This is a genomic window from Pseudomonas artemisiae (assembly GCF_057128685.1).
The window spans coordinates 26,592-39,408 of record NZ_JBSKHS010000002.1; the positions used below are offsets into that span (position 1 = coordinate 26,592).

Genomic DNA, 12,817 nt, shown 5'->3' on the forward strand with positions numbered 1-12,817 from the left:
GAACGCTCGTTCAATATAAAACATGTTCGCACGCTGCGTTCATCCGGAGGCCCGACCTGCCTGTGACCAGTCATTCCGCACCTGTTCGTATGAATCCACCGGTGTTTATATTCGCCGCCGGTGCCATCTTGCTGTTCGCCGCTGTCGTATTGGCGTTTCCCACTGAGGCCGGGGCCTGGCTCCAGGCTGCTCAGAGCTGGGCGGCCAACACCGTTGGCTGGTATTACCTGCTGGCGATGACGCTGTACCTGATTTTCGTGGTGGCCACGGCGCTGTCCGGCTATGGGCGGCTCAAGCTTGGCGCGGATCATGACGAGCCGGAGTTCAGCTACCTCTCTTGGGCCGGCATGCTGTTCGCCGCCGGTATCAGTATCACGCTGTTCTTCTTTTGCGTATCCGAGCCGCTGACCCACTTCGCCCAACCGCCTCAAGGCGAAAGCGGCAACCCCGCCGCCGCACGGCAGGCCATGCAGTTGCTGTTCCTGCACTGGGGTTTGCATGGCTGGGGGGTGTTCGCCTTCGTTGGCATGGCCCTGGGGTACTTTGCCTACCGCCACAACCTGCCGCTGGCGCTGCGCTCGGCCTTGTATCCGCTCATTGGCAAGCGCATCAACGGGCCTATCGGCTATGCCGTCGATGGCTTTGGCATTATCGCCACCGTATTTGGCCTGGGCGCGGACATGGGCTTCGGCGTGCTGCACCTCAATGCAGGCCTGGACCAACTGTTCGGTGTGCCCCATAACCATTGGGTACAGCTGGGGCTGATCACCCTGATGATGGGGGCGGCCATCCTGGTGGCGGTCTCCGGCGTGGACAAGGGCGTGCGGGTGATGTCCGACCTGAACATGCTGTTGGCCTGCGGGCTGCTGCTGTTCGTGCTGTTCGCCGGGCCCACCCAGCACCTGCTCAACACTCTGGTGCAAAATATCGGCGATTACCTCTCCGTGTTGCCAGGCAAGAGCTTCGACCTCTATGCCTATGGCGAGTCCGGCCACTGGCTGGGCGATTGGACAGTGTTCTACTGGGCGTGGTGGATTGCATGGGCACCGTTCGTGGGCCTGTTTATCGCCCGCATTTCCCGTGGCCGCACCATCCGTGAGTTCGTGTTTGGCGTGCTGTTTATTCCGCTGGGTTTTACCTTGGCATGGATGTCGATCTTCGCCAACAGCGCCCTGGACCTGCAACTGCATGGGGTGCTGAACCTGGCGGCCTCGGCCGTGGCAGACCCTTCGCAAACCCTCTACCTGATGCTCCAGCAGTACCCATGGAGCCGCGCGGTGATAGGCGTAACGGTGTTCGTCAGCTTCGTGTTTTTCGTAACCTCCGCGGATTCCGGCACCGTGGTGCTGTCTACGCTATCGGCCAGGGGTGGCGGGCCCGACGAAGACGGCCCCAAATGGCTGCGTGTGTTCTGGGGCACTGCCACGGCACTGGTAACCGGTGGTTTGTTGTTCGCCGGTAGCATCGACTCGCTCAAGTCGGCAGTGGTGCTGACCTCGCTACCGTTTTCGCTGATCCTGCTGCTGATGATGTGGGGGCTGCACAAGGCCTTCTATATGGAATCCCAGCGCAAAATCGCTCAGTTGTACTCCCTGGCGCCTACCACCCTGGCGGGCCGGGGCAAAGGGCGTGGCGGGTGGCGCCAACGGTTGAGCCAAGCGGTGCACTTCCCTTCCCGAGACGAGGTGTACCGTTTTATGGAGGGCTCGGTACGGCCGGCCTTGCAAGACGTCTGCGCCGAGTTCGTGGGCAAAGGGCTTAATGCCCGCGTAGAAGAAGACACCGGCCACGGCGCTGAAAGCCTGATCGTCACCCACGGGGAAGAGCGGCCGTTCATTTATCAGGTACGGATGCGCGGTTACTTCACGCCATCCTTTGCCAGGGGCGGCATGGGTAATCGCGAACTGAAGAACCGCCGCTATTACCGCGCCGAAGTGCACCTATCCGAAGGCAGCCAGGACTACGACCTGGTGGGTTACCACAAGGACCAGATCATTACCGACGTGCTGGACCAATACGAACGGCATATGCAGTTCCTGCACTTGGTGCGGTAAGCGTTGGTTTGTAGGAGCCAACGAAGTTGGCGAACCGGGGATGCTCTGAACCGTATTCGCCAACTGCGTTGGCGCCTACCCGCCGGTGAACACCGGCGTTGGTCAATGCCCTTGCTCAGACGATCCCGCCATTGGCCCGCAGTACCTGGCCATTGATCCAGCCGCCCTCTGGCCCTACCAAAAAGGCCACGATACCCGCAATATCATGGGGTTCGCCCAGGCGCTCCAAAGGCGGGCGCTTAGCCAGTTGCTGGATCAGCGCCTCGCTTTTCCCTTCGAAGAACAAATCAGTGGCCACAGGCCCCGGCGCCACGGCATTGACCGTGATGTCGCGCCCCCGCAATTCCTGGGCGAACACCTTGGTCAGGGATTCCACCGCAGCCTTACTGGCGATATAGAGCGAATAGTTCGGCAAGTTCATGCCTACGGTGCTGCTGGAGAAATTCACGATGCGCCCGCCATCGTTCAAGCGTTTGGCGGCTTCGCGCAAGGTATTAAAGGTGCCCCGGGTATTGATGTTGAAGGTACTGTCGTACAGTTCATCGGTGCTGTCGGCCAGCGGCACCATCTTCAGCACGCCAGCGTTGTTGATCAGTACATCCACCTTACCCAAGGCTGCCTCGGCTTGCTCGAATAGCCGGGCCACGTCCGCGCTTTTTGACACGTCTGCCTGCACGGCTACGGCCCGTCCACCCTCATCGGTAATGCGCTGTACGAGCGTTTCGGCATCCTTGGCGCTGTTGGCGTAATTGATGACGACCGCGAAGCCATCGTCCACCAGGCGCAAGGCCAGCGACGCGCCGATGCCACGGGAGGCGCCAGTGATCAAGGCGACTTTCTGAGCAGGCTTTATCATGGGGTGCTCCTTTTCATAGAGGGGTTGATAGGTAAGCTGAGTAAGGCTCAGCGCGTTAAGTTCGTTTCGAGCAACTTCACGGTGACAGGCGACGTATAGATGGCCTTGGCGCTATGCCCCGCGCCGGGTACCTGTGCTTGTACATGCTTGATAGGTACACGCCATTCTTTGCCGAGCAGTTGCTCATAGGCCAGGTATTGCTGCTGACGCGCCAAGCGGTTAGGGCCCTGGGCTTGCGCCGCGCAGCTTTTATCCAGCAAGCGGTGGTGCGGGTCGTCGTCCTGGGCACCCACCAGGTAGGTGATAGGGGTGCTGGCATAGCGTTGGAACAGTTCGCGGGCGCTGGCCGGTTGCTTCCCCAGGAAACTAGGTAGCCCTTCAAGCCCATAGCGGTAATGGTTGACCTCCGGGCATTGAGCGACCGCGCGCTCGGTAAAGCCAGCCCCGGCTGGGCGCCGATCGTCGAAGTAGAGGTAGCTGGAGGGGCTGGAGATCACATAGCGCAGGGCGATGCCATGGGCCGCCAACTGCTGTTGGGCCTGGCTGAACACCGCATGGCGCTGTACCAATTGGCCGCCCGCGGAGTGGCCGATGAGCACGATCTGCTTCAAGTTCGGGTAACGCTTGGTGTTGCCCACCCAAGCAAGCAGGTCATCCAGCGCCCGCAACGGCGTGATGCCTACCTGGCCCTGCACCGATGGGCGGCCCTGCATCCAGCGGCTGTCCCAAAGCGGCAGGTCAGCCCCGGCTGGGCGATCCCGCGCGGTAAAAAAGCCAGGTGCCAGAAGCAGCGTGCGGGTCTCAGCCCACTGAGTGGCGGCCAGCAGGTGCTCCCCCGTTTCGAAGTAATCCTGCGCGTTACGGCGTGCCCCGTGTACGACGATGACCGCCCGCTCAATGCCAGCATCGACAATAGCGGGCGCTTCCACGGAGTGGTTGGCATACACCGCCAGCGCATAATCTGGCGATACTTGGGCGGTTTGTGCCTCTTGCGCGAGCCCGGCGAGGGACCATAGCGACAGAACGAAGAGGGTCAGGTAGCGATAGCTCATTGGCAGGCTCCATGATTAGGCCCTGCTAGAGACTGGCTTACTCTGGCGGGCTGTCAATGTGGCACGTCACCAAGGATGGTAGCGCGGTGCATGACCCTTCGCGCGGGGCGGTAGTCGTCCACCGCATAATGTTGGGTAATGCGATTATCCCAGAAGGCAACATCGTTCGCCTGCCACTGCCAGCGCACGGTGAATTCAGGGCGCGTGGCGTGGGCGAAAAGCATGGGCAACAGCGCGGTGCTTTCCTGTTCGCTCAACTCATTTATGCGGGTGGTGAACCCGTCGTTGACGAAGAGCGCTTTGCGCCCGCTGCGGGGATGAACCCGCACCACCGGGTGGCTGACCGGTGGATGCCGCAGACGCGTCGCCTCCCAGCGGGCCAGGTCTTCTGCGGTAGTGCCGAAACGCGCCAGCGGAAACGATCTGGTGAAGTCGTGGGTGGCGGTTAGCCCTTCCAGTAGGTGCTGCATCGGCGCCGACAGTGCCTCGAAGGCCGCAATGCCACTGGCCCATAGGGTGTCCCCGCCATAGGCAGGCACCTCTTTGGCCGCCAGCACGGCGCCCATGGCCGGGGCCGGCAGGAAGGTTACGTCGGTGTGCCAGGTGGCGTTGTCACGCACATCGGTCACGGCGGTGTCCAGTATCAATATTTCAGGCTGTTCAGCCACGTTGGGGTAGATGGGGTGAATGTGCAGTTCGCCGAATGCCATGGCCAGTCGGGCGTGTTGTCGTGGCGTGAGAGGCTGACCACGGAAGAACAGCACGTGGTGCTCCAATAGCGCCTGTTTAAGGGCGCCCCGCAATTCGGGGGTAAGCGCGGTGGCAAGGTCGATGCCCTCGACCCGCGCGCCGATGGCCGGGTTAAGGGGCGTGATAGCAAGGCTCATAAGTCATTCGCTCGGTTGGCCCATATGAAAGGCAGTCAGTGGCTTTGCCCGTGCCAGGGCACCAGATGGCGTTGCAGGGCGCGCAGTCCAAGTTCCAAAGCGAAGGCCACCACAGCGATGATCAGGATCCCCAGCACTACCACGTCGGTGACCAAAAACTGAGCCGCTGACTGCACCATAAAGCCCAGGCCGCTGGTGGCGGCGATCAACTCGGCCGCCACCAGCGTGGACCAGCCCACGCCAAGGCCGATGCGGATGCCGGTAAGGATGTCAGGCAGGGCGCTGGGCAAAATCACATGGCGCACCAGTTGGGCGCGGGTTGCCCCCAGGCACTGGGCGGCGCGCACCCGGGCTGGGTCCACGGTACGTACGCCAGTGGCGGTGGCAATCGCGATAGGGGCAAAGATGGCCAGGTAAATGAGTAGCACCTTAGAAAATTCGCCAATGCCGCACCAGATCACGATCAACGGCAGATACGCCAGTGGGGGGATGGGCCGGTAGAACTCGATTAGCGGGTCCAGAATACCCCGAGCGATACGGTTACGGCCGATGGCGATGCCTAAAGGAATGGCCGTGACCACCGCCAGGTTCAAGGCAATGCCAATACGTTGCAAACTGGCGCCCAAGTGTTGCCAGAGGGTCGAATCCATATAGCCGGTGGTGGCCAGCAACCAGGCTTTGTTCGCTACCGCCGCCGGTGACGGCAGAAACAGCGGGTCGATCCAGCTCCAGCCCGTAGCGGCCCACCAGGTCAGCAGCAGGCTAATTGCGGTAAGGGTGCTGATCATCCGGGTGCTAAGGCGCCAGCGCGCGGGCGGCGCGGCTGGTAGGGAGGGTTCAAGGGCCAATTCGGCGCTGCTCATACGGCCTCCTCAGAAATGCCACGTTGAGAAAATACGCGGGCGAGTACGTGTTCACGGGTTTCAATGAAGCGCGGGTCGGATTTGATTGCCCGCACCGGCTCACCCTCGGCGAACCGTTGGCCGAAGCCAAGGGCCAGCCGCTCTACGATTCGGCCAGGGTTGGGGGCCAGCAGTATCAGCTCCGTGGCCAGGAACACGGCTTCCTCAATGTCATGGGTAATCAGAAACACAGGCTTGACTGTTTGCCGCCACACAGTGAGCAACAACGCTTGCATCTGCTCCCGAGTGAACGCATCCAGCGCGCCGAAGGGCTCATCCATCAGTAATACCCGTGGGTCCGCGGCTAAAGCGCGAGCCAGGCCCACCCGCTGCTTTTGCCCACCAGACAGTTCCCATACGCGGCGCTCGGCAAAGGCTTCCAAGCCAACCAGCCCCAGCAGCGACCTGGCGCGGGCCTCTCGCTCGGCGCGCGGCGCGCCTGCTAGCTCCAGGCCGAAAGCGACGTTCTGCAACACGTTCTGCCAGGGGAGCAGTACGTCATCCTGGAACACTACCCCACGGTCCGCGCCTGGCCCCTGTACCGGCGCGCCGTCCAGGCGAAGGCTGCCAATGCTGGGTGCCACGAAGCCTGCTATCAGGTTAAGTAGGGTGGTTTTGCCGCTGCCCGATGGGCCCAGCACCACTGTTAGTTGCCCAGGCCACAAGCGCAGGGAGATATCCTGCAATACTGGCAAGGTTGCATTCGGGTAGTGGGCGCTGACGCGGTCCAGTTCTAGCGCTGCCATGGCGTTAACCCCTCTCGCTGACAGCTTTCACTGGAGGTATTTGGCGCTGACATAGGGGCTGTAATCTGGCAGCACCGCCTCGACCTTGCCCTGTTCCTTGAGGAAGGTAGCGGTCTCGCTGATCGCCTTGGCGGTGCCCCCATTCAGCAGCGCAGCAGAAGCCTGCGCCTTGGCATCAGGGAAGGCGGAGCCGGCCAACAACTCCGGTACATCGCTGGCATTGGCGCCGGTTAATTTGGCGATTTTCTGCACAGCCTCGGAGTTAGCGGTCCAGCTGTCTTTATGGGCCGCATAGTCGGCATAAGCGTCCAGGGTCACGCGGGCGAACTTGGCGATTACCTCCGGGTGTTTTTCAGCGTAATCCTTGCGGGCGACCCACACTTCGAAGGTAGGCGCGCCCCATTGGCCTACTTGGGCCGCGTCGGTCAGTACAGTACCTGTTTTGCGGATTTCCCCGAGGGCAGGGGACCACACAAAAGCGCCGTCGATGTCACCGCGCTTCCAGGCGGCAGCGATTTCCAACGGTTGCAGGTTCACGACCTTCACTTGGCTGGTATTCAGGCCCCAGTGCTTGAGCGCACCTAGCAAGCTGTAGTGAGAGGTGGACACGAAGGGCGTGGCGATGGTTTTGCCGATCAGGTCTTCAGGCTTGGTAATGCCACTGCCGTTACGCACCACAAGTTGTTCAGAGCTGTTGATTTGCGCCGACACGATAAACGCCACAATCGGTAGTTTACGAGAAGCCGCGGCCGCCAATGGGCTGGAGCCCAAGTTGCCGATTTGCAGGTCACCCGAGGCCAGCGCGGTCACCACTTCCGGGCCGCTATTGAAGCGGCGCCAGTCGATTTTTTCGCCAATGGCTTTTTCGTAGGCGCCGTCGGCCTGGGGCACTTTGCTCGGGTCGATCCCGGTTTGATAGCCCACGGTAAGGCTGGCGGCCTGCGCGCACACTGCCGCGGCTAACGTGAAGGCGGTGAGCAGAAGGCGAGGGGCGAGGGTATGGGCCATAAAGGTGCCTAAGGTAGTTGACCGAGTGGCGCCTAGACTATCGTTATAAAAAAGCTGCGATAAATACCGTTTGGTTACTAGCTTATGGCCCTTGGTAGGCACTGCAACACCGCTGCGCGCGACGAATCCGTTACCCTGGGCTAAACCTAATCTGCGCCAGTACACTCCAACAGCAGGCACGGTACGGTTATAGCCTCATTGCTTTTTATTCTTTTTAAGTTTGCGAGCCTTGGCGCACCCTTCTCGCCAACGGACCGCTACCCTTTACAGGAGCTGACACCATGAGCCTCAAGCTCGGCGATATCGCCCCCGATTTTGAACAGGATTCCAGCTTTGGCAAGATTCGCTTCCATGAATGGCTGGGCAACAGTTGGGGCGTGTTGTTTTCCCACCCCGCGGATTTCACGCCGGTGTGCACCACCGAGCTTGGGCTGACCGCAAAGCTCAAGGGCGAATTCGACAAGCGCAATGTTAAAGCCATCGCCCTGTCCGTAGACGCCGTGGATTCACACAACCAGTGGATCGAAGACATCAACGAAACCCAGAACACCGTCGTTAATTTCCCGATTCTGGCGGACACCGACCGTAAGGTGTCGGGCCTTTACGACATGATCCATCCCAACGCCAACGACACCCTCACCGTGCGCTCGCTGTTCGTGATCGACCCGAACAAAAAAGTGCGGCTGATCATCACGTACCCAGCCAGCACGGGCCGCAACTTCAATGAAGTGCTGCGGGTGATCGATTCGCTGCAATTGACCGACACCCACAAGGTGGCCACCCCAGGCAACTGGCAGGACGGTGACGAAGTGGTGATCGTGCCTTCGATCAAAGACGAAGCGGAAATCGCCGAGCGCTTTCCCAAGGGTTACCGCGCGGTCAAGCCTTACCTGCGCCTGACACCGCAACCCAATCGCTGAGTCATTACCTAGCAAGGCTTTAGGGGTCACATGTGTGACCCCTTTTTTATGTCGGAAATTGGCCTGACGGGCCTGCTCTGAAGCTTTTGAACATCATTGCAGACAAGGGGCTTCAAGCACTCTTGTAGCCCCAATCAGGCGCTTTTAAACAAACTGCCTGAACAACCAATACAGGCCGGCCGACAGCGCAATGGCCGCAGGCAGGGTGAGCACCCAGGCCATCAGCAGGTTACGCACGGTGCGCATTTGCAGGCCGGAGCCATTGGCCGCCATGGTGCCCGCTACGCCGGAGCTGAGCACATGGGTGGTAGACACCGGTAGCCCGTACATATCCGCGGCGGCAATGGTCAGCATGGCAACGGTTTCCGCGCTGGCGCCTTGGGCATAGGTGAGGTGGGTTTTGCCGATGCGCTCGCCTACGGTGACCACGATGCGGCGCCAGCCGACCAGGGTGCCCAGCCCCAGGGCAATGGCCACCGCCACTTTCACCCACGGCGGGATAAACCGCGTGGCCTCACCGATATAGGCCTGGAAGGCCTTGAGCTTGTCCCGTGTATCGGCGTCGAAGGTGCCGATCTTGCCCTTGTCCATCAAACGCATGGCTTCCGTGGCCAGGTACATGTCGTTACGCACGTTGGAGCTGGCTTGGGCCGGTACGCGGTCCAACGAGCCATAGGCCCTTACCTGGTCGCCAATGCTGCCCACCACTGCTGCCAGTGCCGGCACCAGCGAAGGCGACGCTTTGTGATCGAGCAGGAAGTTCTCCAGGCGCTTGCGAGGTTCTTCGGTAAGCGGCTGAGGCTCGGCGCGTATCAAGGCTTGCTGGGTAACCACGGCCAAGGCGGCGAAACGCTGGGTTTCAGGTTCAGGGATCGCGCGGTTCAAGGCATAAGCCATGGGCAAGGTGCCGATAAGAATCAGCATGATCAAGCCCATGCCTTTTTGCCCGTCGTTGGAGCCGTGGGCGAAGGACACACCGGTACACGTAAGGATAAGCAACCCGCGAATCCAGAACGGCGGTGGGCTAGTGCCTTCCGGTGCCTGGTACAGCTCGCGGTTCTTGACCACTTTGCGCAGAAGCAGCAACACGCCACCGGCGCAGACGAAACCTATAAGCGGCGACAGCAACAGGGCGTAACCCACTTTGGCGGCCTGGCCCCAATCAACCCCGGAGGTGCCATTGCGGCCAGCCATCCAGGCATTGGCCACGCCCACACCGATGATCGAGCCGATCAAGGTATGGGAAGAGGACGCGGGCAAGCCCAACCACCAGGTGCCCAGGTTCCAGATGATCGCGGCAATCAACAGCGCGAAAATCATCGCGAAGCCCGCTGAAGACCCTACCTGCAAGATCAGGTCGACCGGCAGCAAGGCAATAATGCCGAACGCCACCGCGCCGCTGGAGGTAAGCACCCCGATAAAGTTGAAGCAGCCCGACCACATCACAGCCACATGGGCTGGCAGCGAGTGGGTATAGATCACGGTCGCGACCGCGTTGGCGGTGTCATGAAAGCCGTTCACGAACTCGAAGCCCAATGCGATGATCAGCGCCACACCCAGCAAAATGTACGGCGACCACGTGGCCGCTGATGCATTGCTGGTGTTCAGGTCGCGGCCTAGGCTCCAGAACATATATACCACGCCTACCAGCAGCAGCAGATAGAACACGCCTTTAACCAGCGGGCTGGCACGGCGATCAAGCACGGGCCCGCTGGTGCGGGCACCGGTACCTAACGTGTGAGTGGACATGAGCAGGCTCCAAGGCCAAGGGGGTTACCTCATGATCCGCGCTAATTGTGACAGAAAATTTCCAAATAACGGCTGCAATGGCTTGTTAGACGTGTGGTAATCACTTATTGGAATAACTACATGAATAAATATGATTTATGGATATAAAACTTTGCGCGTTACTCTCGGGGCTCGTTAGCTGAATGCGTAGAGGAGCCCTTGATGCTTGTCGTTTCAATTGGAGGAAGCCCAAGCCTGCGTTCTCGTTCGCAGGGGCGCTACCCCCGCAGCCTGGTTCCGGTCCTAGAGCAGCGCTTGGAAAACGCATTGGAAGAACTTCACCAAGCCATGACCCGACGGCCGCGCCCGTTGGCGCCAGGCCAGCTCAGCCGCAGTTTGATCGACGCGCGCTGGAGCATTTAACACTGTTATCCACCGTCTTCTGACCCGACCACGGGAAGCAGGCGCCGGAACCCCGCATTTTTTATCAAGGAGAGCGCTATGCGCCCATTTACCTTGCGTGGCGGTCTGGTCGCGCTGTTTACCCTGTCCCTTGCCTGGGGCACGTTGAGCCAGGCTCAGGCCGATACCCTGCGCATCGGCTATCAGAAGTACGGCACCCTGGTGCTGCTCAAAGCCAAGGGCACGCTTGAAAAGCGCTTGGCCGACCAAGGCGCCACCGTGCAGTGGACAGAGTTCCCGGGTGGGCCCCAGTTGCTCGAAGGCCTGAACGTCGGCTCCATCGACTTTGGCGTTACCGGCGAAACCCCGCCCGTGTTTGCCCAGGCCGCTGGCGCAGACTTGCTGTATGTGGCCCATGAGCCGCCGGCCCCTACCAGTGAGGCCATTCTGGTGCCCAAGGGTTCGCCCATCACCCGCGTGAAAGACCTCAAGGGCAAGAAGGTTGTGCTCAACAAGGGCTCCAACGTGCATTACCTGCTGGTTCGCGCGCTGCAAGACGCTGGCTTGGACTACCGCGACATCCAGACGGTGTTCCTGCCGCCGGCCGATGCCCGCGCGGCCTTCGAGCGTGGCAGCGTGGACGCTTGGGTCATCTGGGACCCGTACCAGGCCGCCGCCGAACAGCAACTCAATGCCCGCACCCTACGCGACGGTACAGGGTTGGTGGACAACCATCAGTTTTACCTGGCTACCCGGCCCTATGCTCAAGCCCACCCCCGGGTGATCGCCGCCCTGGTGGATGAAATACGCAAAACCGGCGAGTGGTCCCGTGCCAACCCCAGCGACGTAACCCAACAGGTGGCGCCCTTGCTTGGCCTGCCCGCGCCCATCGTGAAAACCACCGTAGAACGGCAAGGCTTCGGCGCCAGTTACCTCTCCCCAGACGTGGTCAGCGCGCAGCAAAAAATCGCCGACGCGTTTTACCAGCTCAAGCTGATTCCCAAGCCATTGAGCATTAAGGACGTGATCTGGGCCCCACCCGCGGGCCTGGCCGCTCAATGACTTGCGCCGGCCCGGCCGGTAACACACTTTGGAGACAACGCCCATGAGCCTGAACATCTTTTGGTTTCTGCCAACCCATGGCGATGGCCATTACCTGGGAACCTCCGAAGGCGCCCGCGCCGTCGATCATGGTTACCTGCAGCAAATTGCCCAGGCCGCTGACCGCCTGGGTTATGGCGGCGTGCTGATCCCTACCGGTCGATCCTGCGAAGACTCCTGGCTGGTGGCGGCGTCGCTGATTCCCGTGACCCAGCGGCTGAAATTCCTGGTAGCCCTGCGCCCCGGGATCATTTCGCCCACGGTGGCCGCGCGGCAGGCCGCTACCCTGGACCGGCTGTCTGGGGGCCGTGCCTTGTTTAACCTGGTTACCGGCGGCGACCCGGACGAACTGGCCGGTGATGGCCTGTTTCTTAGCCATGAGGAGCGCTACGAGGCCTCCGTAGAGTTCACCCGCATCTGGCGCCGTGTACTGGAAGGCGAAACCGTAACCTACGAAGGCAAGCACTTGCAGGTCAAAGGCGCCAAGTTGCTGTACCCGCCTATCCAGCAACCACGGCCGCCGTTGTATTTCGGCGGGTCGTCCGATGCTGCCCAAGACTTGGCCGCCGAGCAGGTAGAGCTGTACTTGACCTGGGGCGAGCCGCCGGCCGCTGTGGCCGAGAAGATCGCTCAGGTACGGGCCAAGGCCGCCGCTCAAGGCCGCAGCGTGCGCTTTGGTATCCGTTTGCATGTGATTGTGCGTGAAACCAACGAAGAAGCCTGGCGCGCGGCCGATCGGCTGATTGCCGAGCTGGACGACGCCACCATCGCCAAGGCACAGTCGGCCTTTGCCCGTTTCGACTCAGTGGGCCAGCAACGCATGGCTGCCCTGCACGGAGGGCGCCGCGACAACCTGGAAGTAAGCCCGAATCTGTGGGCTGGCGTTGGGCTGGTACGCGGCGGCGCCGGTACCGCCCTGGTGGGCGACGGCCCCACGGTAGCGGCGCGGGTCAAGGAATACGCAGACTTGGGCATCGATACCTTTATCTTCTCGGGTTACCCCCACTTAGAAGAGTCCTACCGCGTAGCCGAGCTGTTGTTCCCTCATCTGGACGTCCAGCGGCCACAGGCCCAGGGTGGTGCGGGCTATATCAGCCCATTTGGTGAGATGGTCGCCAATGACATCCTTCCCAAAGCGGCGGCGCAGCGTTAAGGGCGGCT

General features: G+C 61.1%; 12 protein-coding genes. 5 read left to right on the top strand and 7 right to left on the bottom strand.

All coding sequences use genetic code 11. The features are described from left to right. The first annotated feature begins 89 nt into the window (after window positions 1–89). Window positions 90–2,054, top strand: a complete 1,965-nt coding sequence (gene betT / locus ACWKV4_RS02830) for a choline transporter BetT (RefSeq protein ID WP_483833880.1) — start codon at window positions 90–92, stop codon at window positions 2,052–2,054. 115 nt (window positions 2,055–2,169) lie between these two features. Here betT and ACWKV4_RS02835 read toward each other — a convergent pair whose 3' ends face one another. Genes ACWKV4_RS02835 through tauA form a run of 6 tightly spaced genes read right to left on the bottom strand, consistent with a single transcriptional unit; the run spans window position 2,170 to window position 7,505 of the window. Continuing rightward, window positions 2,170–2,910: an SDR family oxidoreductase gene (locus ACWKV4_RS02835; protein ID WP_483833856.1), complete on the bottom strand. Its 741-nt coding sequence runs from the start codon at window positions 2,908–2,910 to the stop codon at window positions 2,170–2,172. A 47-nt stretch (window positions 2,911–2,957) separates the two neighbouring features. Beyond that, window positions 2,958–3,962: an alpha/beta fold hydrolase gene (locus ACWKV4_RS02840; protein ID WP_483833855.1), complete on the bottom strand. Its 1,005-nt coding sequence runs from the start codon at window positions 3,960–3,962 to the stop codon at window positions 2,958–2,960. 53 nt (window positions 3,963–4,015) lie between these two features. Then, a complete protein-coding gene (tauD, locus tag ACWKV4_RS02845) occupies window positions 4,016–4,849 on the bottom strand; it encodes a taurine dioxygenase (RefSeq protein ID WP_483833854.1) in 834 nt (277 codons plus the stop codon). A 35-nt stretch (window positions 4,850–4,884) separates the two neighbouring features. After that, window positions 4,885–5,712, bottom strand: coding sequence for a taurine ABC transporter permease TauC (gene tauC, locus ACWKV4_RS02850; protein WP_483833853.1), 828 nt, complete (start codon window positions 5,710–5,712; stop codon window positions 4,885–4,887). Beyond that, complete coding sequence (gene tauB / locus ACWKV4_RS02855) at window positions 5,709–6,497, bottom strand: taurine ABC transporter ATP-binding subunit (RefSeq protein WP_483833852.1); 789 nt, start codon at window positions 6,495–6,497, stop codon at window positions 5,709–5,711. The genes tauC and tauB overlap by 4 nt, the downstream gene beginning before the upstream one ends. A 27-nt stretch (window positions 6,498–6,524) precedes the next feature. After that, a complete protein-coding gene (tauA, locus tag ACWKV4_RS02860) occupies window positions 6,525–7,505 on the bottom strand; it encodes a taurine ABC transporter substrate-binding protein (RefSeq protein ID WP_483833851.1) in 981 nt (326 codons plus the stop codon). 281 nt (window positions 7,506–7,786) lie between these two features. Between tauA and ACWKV4_RS02865 the strand changes: the two genes are divergently transcribed. Continuing rightward, window positions 7,787–8,425 carry a peroxiredoxin gene (locus ACWKV4_RS02865; protein ID WP_483833850.1) on the top strand — a complete coding sequence of 213 codons (639 nt, stop codon included), beginning with the start codon at window positions 7,787–7,789 and terminating at the stop codon, window positions 8,423–8,425. Window positions 8,426–8,569: 144 nt separating this feature from the next. On the opposite strand, the gene ACWKV4_RS02870 is transcribed toward ACWKV4_RS02865, so the two are convergent. Next, window positions 8,570–10,174 carry an inorganic phosphate transporter gene (locus tag ACWKV4_RS02870; RefSeq protein WP_483833849.1) on the bottom strand — a complete coding sequence of 535 codons (1,605 nt, stop codon included), beginning with the start codon at window positions 10,172–10,174 and terminating at the stop codon, window positions 8,570–8,572. 201 nt (window positions 10,175–10,375) lie between these two features. Between ACWKV4_RS02870 and ACWKV4_RS02875 the strand changes: the two genes are divergently transcribed. The 3 genes from ACWKV4_RS02875 to ssuD all read left to right on the top strand — a co-directional run bounded on the left by ACWKV4_RS02875 (window position 10,376) and on the right by ssuD (window position 12,809). Continuing rightward, window positions 10,376–10,576: a hypothetical protein gene (locus ACWKV4_RS02875; protein WP_483833848.1), complete on the top strand. Its 201-nt coding sequence runs from the start codon at window positions 10,376–10,378 to the stop codon at window positions 10,574–10,576. Window positions 10,577–10,654: 78 nt separating this feature from the next. Beyond that, a complete protein-coding gene (locus tag ACWKV4_RS02880; RefSeq protein WP_483833847.1) occupies window positions 10,655–11,617 on the top strand; it encodes a sulfonate ABC transporter substrate-binding protein in 963 nt (320 codons plus the stop codon). Between the two features lie 43 nt (window positions 11,618–11,660). Beyond that, complete coding sequence (gene ssuD / locus ACWKV4_RS02885) at window positions 11,661–12,809, top strand: FMNH2-dependent alkanesulfonate monooxygenase (RefSeq protein WP_483833846.1); 1,149 nt, start codon at window positions 11,661–11,663, stop codon at window positions 12,807–12,809. Window positions 12,810–12,817: the final 8 nt, after the last annotated feature.

What these genes read in the sequence shown, in the direction of transcription:
- ACWKV4_RS02835 (WP_483833856.1), bottom strand. Translation starts at nt 2,910, where the DNA reads ATGATAAAGCCTGCTCAGAAAGTCGCCTTGATCACTGGCGCCTCCCGT.
- ACWKV4_RS02840 (WP_483833855.1), bottom strand. Translation starts at nt 3,962, where the DNA reads ATGAGCTATCGCTACCTGACCCTCTTCGTTCTGTCGCTATGGTCCCTC.
- ACWKV4_RS02865 (WP_483833850.1), top strand. Translation starts at nt 7,787, where the DNA reads ATGAGCCTCAAGCTCGGCGATATCGCCCCCGATTTTGAACAGGATTCC.
- tauD (WP_483833854.1), bottom strand. Translation starts at nt 4,849, where the DNA reads ATGAGCCTTGCTATCACGCCCCTTAACCCGGCCATCGGCGCGCGGGTC.
- tauB (WP_483833852.1), bottom strand. Translation starts at nt 6,497, where the DNA reads ATGGCAGCGCTAGAACTGGACCGCGTCAGCGCCCACTACCCGAATGCA.
- tauA (WP_483833851.1), bottom strand. Translation starts at nt 7,505, where the DNA reads ATGGCCCATACCCTCGCCCCTCGCCTTCTGCTCACCGCCTTCACGTTA.
- ssuD (WP_483833846.1), top strand. Translation starts at nt 11,661, where the DNA reads ATGAGCCTGAACATCTTTTGGTTTCTGCCAACCCATGGCGATGGCCAT.
- tauC (WP_483833853.1), bottom strand. Translation starts at nt 5,712, where the DNA reads ATGAGCAGCGCCGAATTGGCCCTTGAACCCTCCCTACCAGCCGCGCCG.
- ACWKV4_RS02870 (WP_483833849.1), bottom strand. Translation starts at nt 10,174, where the DNA reads ATGTCCACTCACACGTTAGGTACCGGTGCCCGCACCAGCGGGCCCGTG.
- betT (WP_483833880.1), top strand. Translation starts at nt 90, where the DNA reads ATGAATCCACCGGTGTTTATATTCGCCGCCGGTGCCATCTTGCTGTTC.
- ACWKV4_RS02875 (WP_483833848.1), top strand. Translation starts at nt 10,376, where the DNA reads ATGCTTGTCGTTTCAATTGGAGGAAGCCCAAGCCTGCGTTCTCGTTCG.
- ACWKV4_RS02880 (WP_483833847.1), top strand. Translation starts at nt 10,655, where the DNA reads ATGCGCCCATTTACCTTGCGTGGCGGTCTGGTCGCGCTGTTTACCCTG.